Here is a 14,938-nt window from a genome sequence, read left to right on the forward strand (position 1 = left end):
CCTCGTCGGTCATCACGCCGCCTGGGCCCGCTACGAAAAGCGCGGAGAGTGTCGCCATCAGCAGGTGCTCAGCATGCTCGTCAACGCCGCCTTCTCAGCCGAATCGGTCTTCAAGTTGTACCGGTACTTGGTGTGTACCCACATTTTGGCGTAAGTGCAGTAGTAGGACGTCAGCGGTGGCTTCCACTTGCCGGGGTCCTGGTCGCCCTTGGACTGGTTGACGTTGTCCGTCACCGCGATGAGCTGCGGGCCGGACATGTCGTTGGCGAACGCCTGGCGCTGCGGCGTCGTCCAGGCGTTCGCTCCTGACCTCCAGGCCTGCGCCAGCGGCACGATGTGGTCGATGTCCACGTCGGAGGCCGCGGTCCAGGTCGCGCCGTCGTACGGCGAGAACCAGCGGCCCGAGGTGGCCGCGCACGACGAGTTGGTCACCACGTTCGTGCCGTCGCGCTTCAGCACGGCCTCTCGGGTGTTGCAGGTGCCCGACTGGGTGATCCAGTGCGGGAACAGGTCGCGTGAATAGCCCGCCATGTCGCCCTCGATGGCGACTGTGAGGCCGGCCAATTCGGACTTCGCGGTGGCGGCGCTGGGGATGTTCGGCGGTGTCGCGAGTGCAGGGGAAACAAAACCAATGGTGAGAGCTGCGGTGGCAACTAAAACACCAATGGTTCGGTTAACTTTTGACATCGTCCCGACCTTCCTTGTTGGAAAGTGATCGGGACCTACCCTCAGTCACATTATGAAATTAGGCAATGCCTTCGGGTGACACTCAAGTGAATGACAACCGCACGGCTAGAGGCCTCGCACGAGCCTCAAGTCCTCGGTGTGGCGGTACCAGGTCCACTTGTCGACCGGGCGCGGGTGCTTGTGGCCGTCCAGGACCGCGGTCGTGAGCAGGCAGGCGAGCTGGAACGCGCGCGGGCGGCTCACGCGGACCTTGGAGCCGAAGAGGCGCTTGTTGATGATTCGGATCTGCAGGCCGAGGCCACCCTCCGGGTCGGGCGTGCACTCGATCCGGCTGGCCTGGCCGCGCAGCACGTTGTCCGCGTCGCTGTAACCGACGCCACGAACCGGTGACAACACGCCGAGACCCATCAGCACTCCGCCGACGTCGTCGCGGACGAGCGGGACGGGATCTACGTCACCATTCAGGGCGATGTCGAGGGCACGTGCGGGATCGGTCGAAAGCCCCCAAAGCGCGGCAACGGACGAATCGGCGATCGGCACGTAACCCAGTGCCACCGAACCGAGCTTCTCCTTGCGCAGCAACCTCAACGCGACAGCGGCGAGGTCGGCGTCGGTGCCTGCGACGACCAGCCGTTCGGCGTCCAGATGCTGGTCGACGTGGTCCTTGCCGGGGCGGGCGGGGACGACCCGCACGTCGTCACGTTGAGCGATCATTGGCGACTGCGTGTTTCCGCAGGCCAACACGATTCCGCGCACGGTCATCTCCTGGTCTACCCTCACGTACCGGCATTCGCTTGAACCAGTCCAAGTGCTTGGAGTTTCACATGCCGGCCGTCGTGCTGATCGGTGCCCAGTGGGGCGATGAGGGCAAGGGCAAGGCCACCGACATCCTCGGTGAGCGTGTCCAGTGGATCGTTCGCTACCAGGGCGGCAACAACGCGGGTCACACCGTCGTCCTCCCGGACGGTCAGAAGTTCGCCCTGCACCTCATCCCGTCCGGCATCCTCACGCCCGGCGTGAAGAACGTGATCGGCAACGGTGTCGTGGTCGACCCCGGCGTGCTGCTCACGGAGCTCGCGGGCCTGGAGGAGAAGGGCGTCGACACCAGCGGTCTGCTGATCTCGTCGGACGCGCACTTGATCATGCCGTACCACGTGGCCATCGACAAGGTGACCGAGCGCTACCTGGGCAAGGCCAAGATCGGCACGACCGGTCGTGGCATCGGGCCCGCCTACCAGGACAAGCTCGCCCGCGTCGGCGTGCGCGTGCAGGACCTGCTGGACGAGAAGATCCTCCGGCAGAAGGTCGAGGCCGCCCTGGACTTCAAGAACCAGGTGCTGGTCAAGGTCTACAACCGCAAGGCGCTCGACCCCGAGCAGGTCGTCGACCAGGTGCTGGAGCACGGTCAGCACTTCGTGCACCGCATCGCGGACACCCGCCTGCTGCTCAACCAGGCGCTCGACCGTGACGAGATCGTGGTGCTGGAGGGCTCGCAGGGCACCCTGCTCGACGTCGACCACGGCACCTACCCGTTCGTCACGTCGTCGAACCCGACCTCGGGCGGCGCGACCGTCGGTTCCGGTGTCGGCCCGACCCGCATCAGCACCGTGATCGGCATCCTGAAGGCGTACACGACCCGCGTCGGCTCCGGTCCTTTCCCGACGGAGCTCAACGACGACCAGGGCGAGTACCTGCGCAAGCAGGGTGGTGAGTTCGGTGTCACCACCGGACGCTCGCGCCGCACCGGCTGGTTCGACGCCGTGATCGCCCGCTACGCCTCCCGCGTCAACGGCATCACCGACTACTTCCTCACCAAGCTCGACGTGCTGTCGGGCCTCGAGAAGGTGCCGGTCTGCGTCGCGTACGAAGTGGACGGTCGCCGCACCGACGAGATGCCGATGACGCAGACCGACGTGCACCACGCCGTCCCGGTCTACGAAGAGCTGCCGGGCTGGTTCGAGGACATCTCGCACTGCCGCACGTTCGACGAGCTGCCGGCCAACGCCAAGGCGTACGTCGAGTACCTGGAGAGCATCATCGGCGCCCGCGTCTCGGCGATCGGCGTCGGCCCCGGCCGCGACCAGACGATCGTGCGCCACGACGTGCTCAGCTGAGAGCTCGCTTCTGGGCCTCGATCAGCGCGGTCTGCGTGACCTCCAGCTGGTCGAGGCCCTTCAGGAACTCCTTCGACATCGAACCGTCGTCCTTGCCGGCGTCCCGGAAGACGACGAGGCACGACCGCGTGCCGTTCTCCATGGCCCGCAACCCTTCCGTCCACGTCGTGGCGATCTTCGCGTCCGGCGGCAGCGGGAACGGTTCGCGCAGCACGGGCCCGAGTTGCTCGCACCCGGCCGCGATCGCCTCCGGGTCCGCTGCCCGCACGCCCGCGAACACCTTGTCCTGGGCCTGCACCACGGCCATCATCCGGTCCCAGCCGCCGCCGAAGATCCAGATGTTCACGGCCTCGTCGGTGTCGACCTTCGTCTCGGCCGGAAGCGCCGGTTGCAACTGCGTCGCCGTCGGTGCCGCGTGGGGCCACCACGCCGCCACCGCGACACCCAGGACCGCGATTCCGGCCGCCCAGATCGGCCCTGAGCGGGCGTAGCCGCGCTGGAGGCCGTAACCACCCGCGATCAACGCCGCGAGCGTTCCCAGGACCGGCAGGACCTGGTGCGGCCGCGTCGCGAGGACGCTGTCGACCTCGGACCCGTGCAGGTGCGTCAGCCAGATCGCCGCCGTCCCCGCCAGCCCGATCAGCCACGCCGTGAGCAACGCGCCCACCCTGTCCACCCGCGCCACCGCCACCGCGACCAGTTGGACGGCCACGACGGCGATGATCTGCCAGGCCGTGGCGTCCAGCGGCGTTCCGGCCGAGCCGAGCAGCACCACCGCGGCGGCGGCGAGCACCCCGCCGAGCACACCGGCCAGCGCGGCGAACCGGGGGAACTCGCGACGCAGCACCAGCGGCACCAGCCACAGCAACGCCAGCGCGACGACCGTCGGCACCCGGTTGAAGTTCAGCAGGAACGGAAGGGTCACGGCCTTCGTCACGGAGGCGTCGAGCAGGTCCATCACCGGCACGACGTTGTTGTGCCAGACCGCTTCGGCCACGCGGATCTCAGGGAACCACGACAGCAGCGTGAAAGTGACAAAAGCGATCGACGGCCCGAGAACCCAGCCGTGCCAACGGGTTCGCCCGAGAGTCGCGCAGTACCCGGCCCAGACCGTCACGAGCGTGGCGGTGCCGGCCAGAGCGAGCGAGGCGAGGATGGTGTGGAGGCTGATCGGGACGAAGTTGTGCGCGTCCAGCCGGTCGCCGAGCACGACGCCCAGACCGACGGCGAGCCCCGGCACCGCGAACCTGCCCCGGCGTGGCCCGAAAGCCGCACCGCGCCAGGCGATCAGACCTATGAGCGCCGCCATCGGCACCGCCCAGACGATTCGCATGATCAGGTGTGACCCGTTGCCCTCGTGATACCAGGTCAGCGCGTGCAGCGCCGCCACCGTGTGACACCACGCGACCTGCACGGCCACCGCGCTGCCGAGCGTCTCCCAGAAACCCGGCCGCAGCAACGACTTGGGGTTCCGCATGACGGCACGGCGGCGCGCGGGTGCAGGGTGGTGGCCGAGCCAGCGGCGCAGGCGTCCGGTGTGCGGCAACAGCTGATACGGGTCGGGATCACCCGTCCAGTGCACGACCAGTGCGTCAGCCTGCTTCTCACGCGCCCGCAGCACGGCGACACGAGCTGCGAACACCACGCCCACCAGCACGATCAGGTGCCACATCTCCGCCCACTTGTACGAGCTGTCCGGCAGCCGGGGCACCCGGAACGGGGTGACCGCCCACAGCGGCTGGACCAGCGTGAGCAGGTACGGAGCCAGCACCGCGACGACGTAGGCGCGCCAGATCGCGAGCGTCGCATAGGTGATCCCGACGTCGTTGCGGACGTGCGCGAGTTCGTGCAGCACGATCGTGCGAAACGACTCGGGTTCGATGCGGCGCAACGCCATCATGCCGACGTTGAGCGCGACGTACTTGCGCCGGTGCGTGCCGAACGCGACACCGCCCGCACGCAACTTCGCCCGGTCCAGCAGGAAGGTCGGCGCCCTGGTCAGCCCCGCTTCCGCGACCAGTTCGGCGAGCGGCTCGACCAGTTCCTCCGGAACGGGAACCAGGTTCCGCCGGTAGCGCACCCACGCGGGGCGCAGCACGTAGATCAGCAGCGCCAACGAGAAGAGCAACACCAGTCCGCCGGCGAGCCACGCCGCCCGGCCGTCGAGGAATTCGGCCATGCACGCCCGATAACCGTCCCATTTGGACTCGTCGGGATCCACCTCCAAGGTCGAGGTGAGGTACAGGCCCGACTTCACCTGGCAACGGGCGTGATCGAGCGAGGTCGGCGCCGGCCACACGGACGCGTACTGGCCGAAGATCAGCAACGTGGTCGCCACCGCCAGCAGCACCAACGACGCGAACCTCAGCGTGGTGCCGGAAGGCACCCCTGGTCTGTCCCCCACCGAATCCATGCCTGCATGTTGATCGTCTCGGACCGCGCTGTCACTAAGCCGTTGGCGGGAAATATGTCCGTGCGGGGAACATCTCCATGTCCGACGCATTTTCACGATTTGGGCGTCGTTGACTCATCTCGTGGGCTCGCCTGTACTTCCGCCCATGACCTTGTCCATAGCGGGAGTGGCCGCGCGGCCGAAAACCGCGACGCCTTCGCAGGCGCGGAAGTTCAAGCTGCCGCTGCGCTGGATCAGCCCGGTCTCGCTGGTCCTGCTGTGGCAACTGGCCAGCTCAACGGGTGTGCTGTCGCCCGACAAACTCGCTTCTCCGCTCACGGTCGCCCAATCCGCCGGTGAGCTGATCGCGGACGGCCAATTGGGCGAAGCGTTCGCGGTGTCGATCGGACGCGTTTTCTTCGGATTTCTGATAGGCGGCTTTGCCGGCGTTGTTCTGGGGCTCGCCTCGGGCCTTTCCCGCTGGGGCGAGACATTGCTGGACCCGCCGGTGCAGATGTTGCGGACGCTGCCGCACCTCGGCCTGATCCCGCTGTTCATCCTCTGGTTCGGCATCGGCGAGGAGCCCAAGCTCGCGCTGGTCGCGGCCGGGGTGGCGTTCCCGCTGTACCTCAACCTGCACGCCGGGATCCGGCAGACCGATCCCGGCCTGGTCGAGGCCGCCCGCGTGCTCGGCTACAGCCGGATCGAACGGATCGTGCACGTCGTGCTGCCGTCCGCCGTGCCGCAAAGCCTGGTGGGGCTGCGGATCGCGTTCGGCACCGCCTGGCTGTCGCTGATCGTCGCCGAGCAGATCAACGCCGACGCCGGCCTCGGCTTCCTGATCAACAACGCCCGTGAGTTCCTCCGCACCGACGTCGTGGTCGTCGGCCTCGTGGTCTACGCGCTGCTCGGCCTGACGACGGACGCACTGGTGCGGTTGCTGGAAAGGAGGATCCTGCGATGGCAAGCCCGGTGAAGTCGGCCGTGAGCGTTCGCGGTCTGCGGAAGGCTTTCGGTCCGCGAACCGTGCTGGACGGCATCGACCTGGAGGTCCAGCCGGGCGAGTTCGTGGCGTTGCTCGGTCGCAGTGGCTGCGGCAAGTCGACGTTGCTGCGCATCCTCGCCGGCCTGGACCGCGAGGTCGAAGGCCAGGCAGAGGTCCCCGGCACCGTGTCGATCGCCTTCCAGCAGCCGCGTCTGCTGCCGTGGCGCAAGGTCTGGCGGAACATCTCGCTGGGCCTGCACAAGCCGGACGGCCGCGCGGTCGCGTTGAAGGCGCTGGAAGAAGTGCGGCTGACCGACCACGCCGACGCGTGGCCGCTGACGTTGTCCGGCGGTGAGGCGCAACGGGTCTCGCTCGCGCGGGCGTTGGTGCGCGAACCGGACGTGCTGCTGCTGGACGAACCGTTCGGCGCGCTGGACGCGTTGACCCGGCTTGCCATGCACCACCTGGTGGAAGACCTGTGGACCAGGCACAAGCCCGCCGTGCTGCTCGTGACGCACGACGTCGACGAGGCGTTGCTGCTGGCCGACCGCATCCTCGTGCTCGACGAGGGCCGGATCGTCGCCACGCACCACGTCGACCTGCCCCGCCCGCGTCGCCGGGCATCCGTTGTGGAGCAACGCACCCGCGTGCTCGCCGATCTGGGAGTGGACGTTGAAGAAGCTGCCTAACAGAAAACTGCTCGGCCTTCTCGCCGCGATCCTTTTCGCCACCGGGTGCTCGACGGCCACGCAGTCCCAGGACACCCCGGCCGGCGACGTCGTGCTCAAGGTCGGCGACCAGAAGGGCGGCGCCAAGTCGGTGCTGACCGCGGCCGGTCTGCTGAACGACTTCCCGTACAAGATCGAGTGGGCGACGTTCACCTCCGGCCCGCCCCTGCTCGAAGCCGCTTCGGCGGGCGCGATCGACGTCGGCGCGGTCGGCAACACACCGCCGATCTTCGCCGCCGCCGCGAACGCCAAGATCGCCGCCGTCGGCGTGTCCAAGGGCCAGGTCGAGGCGGACGCGATCCTCGTTCCGGAGAACTCGCCGCTTCGCAGTGTGAGCGACCTCAAGGGCAAGAACATCGCTGTGGCCAAGGGAAGTTCCGCGCACGGCCAGATCCTGCTGACGTTGCGCTCGGCCGGTCTCACGACCAAGGACGTCACGCTGAACTTCCTGCAGCCCGCCGACGCGTACGGCGCGTTCACCCAGGGCAAGGTCGACGCGTGGGCGATCTGGGACCCCTACACCGCGCAGGCGCAGCAGGAGGCCAAGGCCCGCGTGCTGACCACCGGTGAGGGGAAGTCGAACGGTTACGGCTTCAACGTCGCCGGCAGGAAGGCGTTGGACGACAAGGGGAAGAACCCGGCGCTCAAGGAGTACCTGATCCGGTACTACAAGGCGCAGAAGTGGGCCGACACGCACCGCGAGGAGTGGGCGAAGGCGTGGGCGGCCGAGACGGGCCTCAAGTACGAGGTGGCGCTCGCCGCGGTGCAGCGCAACGGCGACCAGGTCGTGAAGCTGGACGACACGGTGATCAAGTCCGAGCAGGAGCTCGCGGACGCGTTCACCGAGGACAAGACGCTGCCGGGCAAGGTCGACTTCGCGAAGTTCGTCGACGCGAGGTTCCAGGGAGATCTCGCATGAGCATCACGCTGCACTGGTTCCTGCCGACCTCCGGTGACGGCCGCACGGTCGTGGAGCACTTCCACGCCAACCGCGCGCCGGCCGCCGGGGCACGTCGTGACCCGGACATCGACTACCTGGCGCAGATCGCGCGCACGGCCGAGCAGGTCGGATTCACCGGCGTGCTCACGCCGACCGGCACGTGGTGCGAGGACGCCTGGCTGACCACGGCCGCGTTGATCGCGCAGACCAAGACGCTGAAGTTCCTGGTGGCGTTCCGGCCCGGCGTGCTGTCGCCGACGCTGGCCGCGCAGATGGCCTCGACGTACCAACGGATCTCGCGCGGGCGGTTGCTGCTGAACGTGGTGACCGGCGGCGATTCCGTTGAGCAGCAGCGGTTCGGCGACTGGCTCGACAAGGACCAGCGCTACGAGCGCACCGACGAGTTCCTCCAGGTCGTGCGCGGGATCTGGACCGGGAAGCCGTACACGTTCCAGGGCAGGCATTACCAGGTGCAGGACGCCACGTTGCTGGCCGCGCCGGACCCAGTTCCGCCGATCTACTTCGGTGGTTCGTCCGATGCCGCCCTACCGGTCGCCGCCGCACGCGCCGACGTCTACCTGACCTGGGGCGAACCGCCTGCCGACGTGGCGGAGAAGATCGCACGGGTGCGGGCGCTGACCGATCGCCCGATCCGGTTCGGCATCCGGCTGCACACGATCAGCCGGGACACCTCGGCGGAAGCCTGGGCGTCCGCCGCGAAGCTGCTCGACGCGCTGGATCCGGCCGTGGTCGCGAAGGCGCAGGAACAGCTGGGCGCGTCGGAATCCGTTGGCCAACAAAGGATGTTGGCGCTGCACGGCGGAGATCTCAGCCGTGGTGTTCGCGGGCTGGAGATCTACCCGAACCTGTGGGCCGGTGTCGGACTCGTGCGTGGTGGCGCGGGAACGGCGCTGGTGGGGTCGCATTCCGAGGTCGCGGATCTCGTCGAGGAGTACCACTCCATCGGGATCGACGAGTTCGTGCTGTCCGGCTACCCGCACCTGGAAGAGGCCTACTGGTTCGGCGAAGGCGTGCGGCCCCTGCTGAAGCAACGTGGGTTGCTCGACGGGGACCGCACGCTCGCACTCGCTAGCGCTTGACCTTGGCCTCTACGGCCGTGTCGGGGTTGTCCGCGAACACGCCGTCGATGCCCTGCTTGAAGAACAGGTCGTACTCCTCGAAGGCCCGGCCGTACGCGGCCGGGTCGGTCGAGGACCGGAAGTCCGCGGGCAGGAACGAGTTCTCGTTGCGGAACGTCCACGAGTGCACGATCAGACCGGCCTTGTGGGCGTCCTTCACGACAGTGGTCGGCGCCTTGAGGAACCCGCCGGCGTCCCGCGGGATGATCAGGTCCTTGGTGAGGCCGACGCCGTCCGCGTAGCTCCGCACCTCGCGCAGCCCGGCCGGGGTGACCAGGTCGGCGTAGGTGCGCTTGTCACCGGCCGCGATGAAGTCGTACGGCGCGCCGGAACCGTTGACCAGCTGCACGATCGGCACCCGCAGCGACCTGTTGAGCTCCTTGAGGTTCGCGACCTCGAACGACTGCACGTAGACCTTGGCGCTGCTCCGGTTCAGGCCGTTGCGGTTCAGCGTGTCGACGAGCTTCGGCTCCAGCGCGAGACCGATCGACTTGAAGTACGTCGGGTGCTTGGTCTCCGGGTAGATGCCGATCTCGCGGTGCAGTTCGCGGGACAGGCGCTTCGAGAGGTCGATGACCTCCTGCAGCGTCGGAATCTCGAACCGGCCGTCGTAGAGGGTGTTGCGCGGGCGGATCGCCGGGATGCGTTCCTTGGCGCGCAACGTCTTCAGCTCGGCGAGCGTGAAGTCCTCGGTGAACCAGCCGGTGATCGCGACACCGTCGATGGTCTTGGTCTTCTTCCGGTCGGCGAACTCCGGCAACGTGCCGACGTTCGTGGTGCCGCCGATCTCGTTCTCGTGCCGGGTGACCAGCTTGCCGTCCTTGGTGGGCACCAGGTCCGGCTCGATGAAGTCGGCACCCATGCGGGCCGCGAGCTCGTACGCCGCGAGCGTGTGCTCAGGCCGGTACGCCGACGCGCCGCGGTGCCCGATGACGATCGGACCCTTGTCGTCGTGTGCGGAGGCGGAGGGCAGGGACGCCACCACCGCGCCCGCGAACACGAGGACAACGGTGGCTAGACCGCGGGTCCGAATCCTCTTGGGAAACATCGTTCGACCTCCCGTTTTGCGTTGAGAGCGGAACCCAAGCATCGCAACACGAAAAGCAGGTGAACGGTTACTCACGAGAAAGTGCCGCTTCCTCCAGGTCCAGTTCCCGCATGACCCGGAACAGCACCTCGTCGTCGATCTCACCGGCGTCGCGGGCCTTGACGAACTCGTCACGCTCGGCGCTGAGCATCACCCTGCGCAGCCTGCGGTAGGCGGCCGCCGGGCTCTCCTCCTCCTGCCGCCCGAGCCGTTCCCACGCGGCGTTGCCCCGGTGCTCGGCGAGCGATCGCAGCTGGTCGCGGACGTGCTCGGGGACGTCCTCGATCTCCTCGTCGAGCCTCGTCACCGCCGCCTGCGCGGCCCGGTGCTGCACCTGAGCCTCCGCCAGCGCGTCCTTGCGGGCGTCGTCGCCCTCGAAGCCGATCTTGTTGATCACCCAAGGCAACGTCATGCCCTGCAGCAGCAGCGTGCTGATCGTCACGATGAACGCGCAGAACACGATGATGTCGCGCCCCGGTACCTCCGGTGGGATCGCCGCCGCGGCCGCGAGCGTGACCACACCGCGCATGCCGGCCCAGGCGATCACGGTGACCTGGCCCAGGTGCGGCGTGCCCTCGCGTTCCCGCCTGCGTTGGGACGTGTAGATCGGGATGTAGGAGGCCGGGTACATCCAGATGAACCGCGCCGCGATCGCCGCGAACACCACCGCGGCCGCACCGAGGAGCAGGCTCACGTTCAGATCGACGTTGCTGATGATCGACGAGACCTGCAGGCCGATGAGTGCGAACACGAACGACTCCAGCAGCACGTCCGCCGACCGCCACACGGCCGCGTCCTGCAGCCGCGTCGAGTACTTGCCGCGCGGCGAGTGGTGGCCGACGTAGAGGCCGGCGACGACGACCGCGAGCACCCCGGAGAACTGGATGTCCAACGCGTGCAGGCCCTCTTCCGCGAGCAGGTAGGCGCCGAACGGCACGAGCAGGCCGAGCGCGCTCTCCAGCACGCCCTCGCAGAGCCGTTTGCGCAGGTAGCGCACCACCACGCCGACGAGCAGCCCGACCGCGATGCCACCGGCCGTGATGTAGATGAACATCCAGACGCTCGCGATCGGGTGCATGGCCGTGCCCGCCGCGGCCGCCACCGCGACCTTGAACGCGGTCAGCGCCGTCGCGTCGTTGATCAGGCTCTCGCCGACCAGCAGCGTCATCGCGCGGCGTTGCAGGCCCAGCTTGCGGCCGATCGCGACCGCGGCGACGGCGTCCGGCGGCGCCACGACCGCGCCCAGCACGAGCGCGGCGGCGAACGGCAGGTCCGGGAAGACCAGGCTCGCCGTGATCCCGACCAGCAGTGTCGTGAACAGCACCAGCCCGACCGCGAGCAGCCCGATCGGCCGCAGGTTCGCGCGGATGTTGAGGTACGAGCTGTCCAGCGCGGCGCTGTAGAGCAGCGGCGGCAGCACCAGCACCAGGATCAGGTGGGGATCGAGCTGGAACTCCGGCACGCCCGGTATGAACGAGACCACCAGGCCCACGGCGACCAGCACCAGTGGCGCCGACCAGTTCAGGCGGCGCGCGATGGACGTGACGATCAACGCCCCGAGGAGAAGCAGCAGTAGCTCAGGCCCGTGCATGCCGCTCATTCTGCGTAATGTTGGACGCCATGACCTGTTCGCACGTGGCAGCTCTGCCTCAATTGGTGGAACCGGAGTCGGCCGAGGACTGCGTCGACTGCCTTGCCCTGGGCGAGCGCAACTGGGCTCATCTGCGGACGTGCCTCTCCTGCGGGCACGTGGCGTGCTGCGACTCGAGTCCCCACAGGCACGCGACCGCGCACTTCGGCTCGTCCCAGCATCCGGTCATGCGCTCGTACGAGCCGGGCGAGAACTGGCGCTGGTGCTATGTGGACAGTGCCATCGTGTGATCTCGCTCTGAAGTCTTTGCAGTTCCTTTGGATTGATCCCCTGGGGCTGTGATCGGCCCCACAGTACGGTCGGTTCGTGGCCAACCCGGACCTCGCCCGCATCGTCGCGGAGCATGACGAGGAGATGCCGTCGCGTTCGCTCTCACCCCGGTGGGAGCGGGCGCTGTGGATCGCCGGCCTGCTGATCGCGCTTCTGGTGCTCAAGCAGGTGTTCTTCCCGTTCGCCAAGGGAAGCCAGTACTACCTGATCATCTTCCTGGCGGTGACGCTGCCGCTGGTGTTCCTCGCCTACGGCCGCGGGCACACACCGCCCTGGTGGGACTGGATCTTGGCTGGGCTCGCCTTCCTGGTGGGCGCGTACCCGCTGTTCGGGGGCTTCGACGAGTTCCTGAACCGGCAGGGCCAGCTCTCGACCCTGGACGTGATCGCGGGCTCGGTGCTGCTGGTGCTGATCCTGGAGGCCTGCCGGCGCACGACCGGCTGGGTGCTTCCGGTGGTGTGCCTGGCGTTCATCGCCTACGCCTACTACGGCGGGTTCCTGCCGCCGGCGTGGTCGATCTCGCACTCCGGCGTCGACTTCCCGCAGATCATCAACGGTTTCTTCAACGACGCCAGCGGGTTCTACGGCACGCCGCTGGACGTCGCGGCGACCTACATCGTGCTGTTCACGATCTACGGCGCCGTGCTGAACGCCTCCGGCGCGGGCAAGTTCTTCGTCGACGTCAGCTTCGCTGCTTTCAGGAAGTCCAGGACCGCTCCCGGACGTACGGCGGCGACCGCGGGCTTCCTGCTCGGCACGGTGTCCGGTTCCGGCACCGCCACGACGGTGTCCCTAGGAGCCGTGACGTGGCCGATGCTGCAGAAAGCCGGATATCCCAAGGAGAACGCGGGCGGGCTGCTCGCGGCGTCCGGCATCGGGGCGATCCTGTCGCCGCCCACGCTGGGCGCGGCGGCGTTCATCATCGCCGAGTACCTGCAGGTCTCGTACCTGGAGGTGCTGATCTGGGCGATCATTCCGACGCTGCTCTACTACCTGGGCATCGCGCTGGCCGTGGAAGCGGACGCGCGGCGGTTCGGGGCGCGGCCGGTCGACGTGGACGCGCCGCGGTTCTGGGACGTGCTGAAGCTCGGCTGGTACCACTTCCTGTCGCTCTTCATCATCATCGTGTTCCTGGCGCTGGACATCCCGGTCTACAAGGCCGTCGTGTACGCGACGGGCGTGGCCGCGCTGTTCGCGTTGATCAACCACCGGCGTGACTGGTTCCGGCTGATCGCCGACGCGCTCTCGGTGGGCGTGCGCTCGGCGTTCCCGGTGATCGCGGTGTGCGCGGCCGCTGGTGTGGTGACCTCGACGATCACCAAGACCGGGCTGGGGCAAGCGCTTGCGGGGTCCTTGGTGGATCTCGCGTCCGTTGTCAGTTCGGAACCTGTCGTGGTGCTGATGCTGACGGCGGTGCTCGCGGCCGTGGCGGTGTCCGTGCTCGGGCTGGCGGTGCCGGTGACGGCGTCGTTCATCATCTCGTGGGTCGTCATCGGGCCGGCGTTGATCACTCTGGGCGTCGAGCCCGCCGAGACCGCGATGTTCATCTTCTACTACGCGGTGTTGTCCGAGGTGACACCGCCGACAGCGCTCGCTGCCGTCGCCGCCGCGGCGCTGACCGGCGGCGACGTGATGAAGACGATGTGGCAGACGTGGAAGTACACGCTGCCCGCGTTCCTCGTGCCGCTGGCGTTCGTGCTGACCGACGGCGGTGCCGCTCTGCTGCTGCGCGGGCCGTTGCTGGACTCGGTGTGGGCGTTCGGAGCGTCCGCGCTGGGGGTGGCCGCTCTCGCCGTGCTGACGGGCGGCTGGATGTTCGGTCCCGCCCGCCTGCCGGAACGCCTGCTGTGCGTGCCGGCCGCGTTGTTCCTGCTCTATCTGCAGCCGTTGACGATCGCCATCGGGGCCGGGTTCCTCGTGGTGGCCGTGGCGGTACACCTGGTTTCCCGTGGGAGGGTTCGTGATGCTGCGTAGGTACGCGATCGGTGCGATCGCATTGGCGCTCGTGGTTTCCGGGTGTGGCGGCAAGCGCACACCCACGACGCCGGACGCGTCGGGTGGAGGCGCGTCCTGTGAGGCGTCGGACGGGCGGATCACGATCGCGACCGGCAACTCCGGTGGCGTGTACTTCGTGGTCGGCGGTGGTCTGGCGAAGCTGATCTCCGACAACTCGAAGCTGAAGGCCTCGTCCGCTGAGACCGGCGCGTCGGTGCAGAACATCCAGCAGCTCGTCGCCGGCACGTACGACATCGCGTTCTCACTGGCCGACACCGCCGCGGACGCCGTCAACGGCACCGGGGCGTTCAACGGCAAGAAGGAGAAGATCGCGGCGCTGACGCGGATCTACCCGAACTACACGCAGGTGCTCGTCCGGGCGGACTCCGGGATCAACTCCGTGGCCGACATGAAGGGCAAGCGGATCTCGACCGGCTCGCCGAAGTCCGGCACCGAGGTGATCGCCGGACGCCTGCTCAAGACGGCCGGGCTCAACATCGACTCCGACGTCCAGGCGCAGCGGCTCGACCTCACCAAGACCGCGGACGGCATGAAGGACGGCAGCATCGACGGCCTGATCTGGTCGGGCGGGTTGCCGACGCCGCAGATCACGGACATCACGACGTCCCTCAAGGACAAGGTGAAGTTCATCGACATCACCCCGCTGCTGCCGGAGATGAAGAAGATCAGCCCGGTGTACGACACGGCGCCGATCCCGGCGGCGACCTACGGGGTGGCCGAGGTTCCCACGATCGTGGTGCCGAACCTGCTGCTCGTGCGCGAGGACTTCGCGGCCAACAACGCCTGCGCCGTCACCAAGCTGATCTTCGACAAGAAGGCTGACCTGGAGAAGGTCCACCCGGCCGTGAAGGACATCTCGAAGGACAAGGCCTCGGCGTCCGAACCGGTCCCGCTGCACCCTGGGGCGAAGCAGGCGCTCGGCTGAACTA

13 protein-coding genes are annotated in these 14,938 nt (G+C 67.9%); 8 read left to right on the plus strand and 5 right to left on the minus strand.

The genetic code is table 11. The features are described from left to right. Positions 1–57 precede the first annotated feature (57 nt). Both OG205_RS33900 and OG205_RS33905 read right to left on the minus strand, forming a co-directional pair. A complete protein-coding gene (locus tag OG205_RS33900; protein ID WP_330271996.1) occupies positions 58–687 on the minus strand; it encodes an HNH endonuclease family protein in 630 nt (209 codons plus the stop codon). Positions 688–792: 105 nt separating this feature from the next. Next, on the minus strand, positions 793–1,401 hold the full coding sequence (locus OG205_RS33905) for a hypothetical protein (RefSeq protein ID WP_330271997.1): 609 nt from the start codon (positions 1,399–1,401) through the stop codon (positions 793–795). 110 nt (positions 1,402–1,511) lie between these two features. Here OG205_RS33905 and OG205_RS33910 point away from each other — a divergent pair, with 110 nt between their 5' ends. Continuing rightward, positions 1,512–2,801: an adenylosuccinate synthase gene (locus OG205_RS33910; protein WP_330271998.1), complete on the plus strand. Its 1,290-nt coding sequence runs from the start codon at positions 1,512–1,514 to the stop codon at positions 2,799–2,801. Here the strand turns inward: OG205_RS33910 and OG205_RS33915 are convergent. After that, on the minus strand, positions 2,794–5,214 hold the full coding sequence (locus OG205_RS33915; RefSeq protein WP_330271999.1) for a M48 family metalloprotease: 2,421 nt from the start codon (positions 5,212–5,214) through the stop codon (positions 2,794–2,796). The two genes, OG205_RS33910 and OG205_RS33915, sit on opposite strands and share 8 nt — an antisense overlap. Before the next feature lie 145 nt (positions 5,215–5,359). Here OG205_RS33915 and OG205_RS33920 point away from each other — a divergent pair, with 145 nt between their 5' ends. The 4 genes from OG205_RS33920 to OG205_RS33935 are packed head-to-tail and all read left to right on the plus strand — an operon-like array spanning position 5,360 to position 8,946. Then, positions 5,360–6,169 carry an ABC transporter permease gene (locus OG205_RS33920; protein ID WP_330272000.1) on the plus strand — a complete coding sequence of 270 codons (810 nt, stop codon included), beginning with the start codon at positions 5,360–5,362 and terminating at the stop codon, positions 6,167–6,169. Next, positions 6,154–6,867 carry an ABC transporter ATP-binding protein gene (locus tag OG205_RS33925; protein WP_330272001.1) on the plus strand — a complete coding sequence of 238 codons (714 nt, stop codon included), beginning with the start codon at positions 6,154–6,156 and terminating at the stop codon, positions 6,865–6,867. The genes OG205_RS33920 and OG205_RS33925 overlap by 16 nt, the downstream gene beginning before the upstream one ends. After that, positions 6,851–7,825 (plus strand): ABC transporter substrate-binding protein, encoded by a 975-nt coding sequence (locus OG205_RS33930; RefSeq protein WP_442916615.1) that lies wholly within the window; start codon positions 6,851–6,853, stop codon positions 7,823–7,825. Before OG205_RS33925 ends, OG205_RS33930 begins: the two co-directional genes overlap by 17 nt. Further along, positions 7,822–8,946: an LLM class flavin-dependent oxidoreductase gene (locus tag OG205_RS33935; RefSeq protein WP_330272002.1), complete on the plus strand. Its 1,125-nt coding sequence runs from the start codon at positions 7,822–7,824 to the stop codon at positions 8,944–8,946. The genes OG205_RS33930 and OG205_RS33935 overlap by 4 nt, the downstream gene beginning before the upstream one ends. Here the strand turns inward: OG205_RS33935 and OG205_RS33940 are convergent. Together OG205_RS33940 and OG205_RS33945 are read right to left on the minus strand one after the other, a co-directional pair. Next, the gene (locus tag OG205_RS33940; protein WP_330272003.1) at positions 8,936–10,033 is read right to left on the minus strand and encodes a glycerophosphodiester phosphodiesterase; all 1,098 of its coding nucleotides are present in this window, start codon (positions 10,031–10,033) and stop codon (positions 8,936–8,938) included. The genes OG205_RS33935 and OG205_RS33940 overlap by 11 nt on opposite strands. Positions 10,034–10,100: 67 nt before the next feature. Beyond that, positions 10,101–11,663 carry a Na+/H+ antiporter gene (locus OG205_RS33945; RefSeq protein ID WP_330272004.1) on the minus strand — a complete coding sequence of 521 codons (1,563 nt, stop codon included), beginning with the start codon at positions 11,661–11,663 and terminating at the stop codon, positions 10,101–10,103. 29 nt (positions 11,664–11,692) lie between these two features. Here OG205_RS33945 and OG205_RS33950 point away from each other — a divergent pair, with 29 nt between their 5' ends. The 3 genes from OG205_RS33950 (at position 11,693) to OG205_RS33960 (ending at position 14,934) form a co-directional block, all read left to right on the plus strand. Next, positions 11,693–11,953 (plus strand): UBP-type zinc finger domain-containing protein, encoded by a 261-nt coding sequence (locus OG205_RS33950; RefSeq protein ID WP_330272005.1) that lies wholly within the window; start codon positions 11,693–11,695, stop codon positions 11,951–11,953. A 124-nt stretch (positions 11,954–12,077) separates the two neighbouring features. Further along, positions 12,078–13,967 (plus strand): TRAP transporter permease, encoded by a 1,890-nt coding sequence (locus OG205_RS33955; RefSeq protein WP_330278287.1) that lies wholly within the window; start codon positions 12,078–12,080, stop codon positions 13,965–13,967. Continuing rightward, positions 13,957–14,934 (plus strand): TAXI family TRAP transporter solute-binding subunit, encoded by a 978-nt coding sequence (locus OG205_RS33960; protein ID WP_330272006.1) that lies wholly within the window; start codon positions 13,957–13,959, stop codon positions 14,932–14,934. The genes OG205_RS33955 and OG205_RS33960 overlap by 11 nt, the downstream gene beginning before the upstream one ends. Positions 14,935–14,938: the final 4 nt, after the last annotated feature.

This window comes from Lentzea sp. NBC_00516, assembly GCF_036346835.1.
GTDB classification, from domain to species: Bacteria; Actinomycetota; Actinomycetes; order Mycobacteriales; family Pseudonocardiaceae; genus Lentzea; species Lentzea sokolovensis.

Bases quoted from the DNA above. Each gene is read 5' to 3' on its own strand.
- OG205_RS33900 (WP_330271996.1), bottom strand. From the start codon at position 687: ATGTCAAAAGTTAACCGAACCATTGGTGTTTTAGTTGCCACCGCAGCT.
- OG205_RS33905 (WP_330271997.1), bottom strand. From the start codon at position 1,401: ATGATCGCTCAACGTGACGACGTGCGGGTCGTCCCCGCCCGCCCCGGC.
- OG205_RS33910 (WP_330271998.1), top strand. From the start codon at position 1,512: ATGCCGGCCGTCGTGCTGATCGGTGCCCAGTGGGGCGATGAGGGCAAG.
- OG205_RS33915 (WP_330271999.1), bottom strand. From the start codon at position 5,214: ATGGATTCGGTGGGGGACAGACCAGGGGTGCCTTCCGGCACCACGCTG.
- OG205_RS33920 (WP_330272000.1), top strand. From the start codon at position 5,360: ATGACCTTGTCCATAGCGGGAGTGGCCGCGCGGCCGAAAACCGCGACG.
- OG205_RS33925 (WP_330272001.1), top strand. From the start codon at position 6,154: ATGGCAAGCCCGGTGAAGTCGGCCGTGAGCGTTCGCGGTCTGCGGAAG.
- OG205_RS33935 (WP_330272002.1), top strand. From the start codon at position 7,822: ATGAGCATCACGCTGCACTGGTTCCTGCCGACCTCCGGTGACGGCCGC.
- OG205_RS33940 (WP_330272003.1), bottom strand. From the start codon at position 10,033: ATGTTTCCCAAGAGGATTCGGACCCGCGGTCTAGCCACCGTTGTCCTC.
- OG205_RS33945 (WP_330272004.1), bottom strand. From the start codon at position 11,663: ATGCACGGGCCTGAGCTACTGCTGCTTCTCCTCGGGGCGTTGATCGTC.
- OG205_RS33950 (WP_330272005.1), top strand. From the start codon at position 11,693: ATGACCTGTTCGCACGTGGCAGCTCTGCCTCAATTGGTGGAACCGGAG.
- OG205_RS33955 (WP_330278287.1), top strand. From the start codon at position 12,078: ATGCCGTCGCGTTCGCTCTCACCCCGGTGGGAGCGGGCGCTGTGGATC.
- OG205_RS33960 (WP_330272006.1), top strand. From the start codon at position 13,957: ATGCTGCGTAGGTACGCGATCGGTGCGATCGCATTGGCGCTCGTGGTT.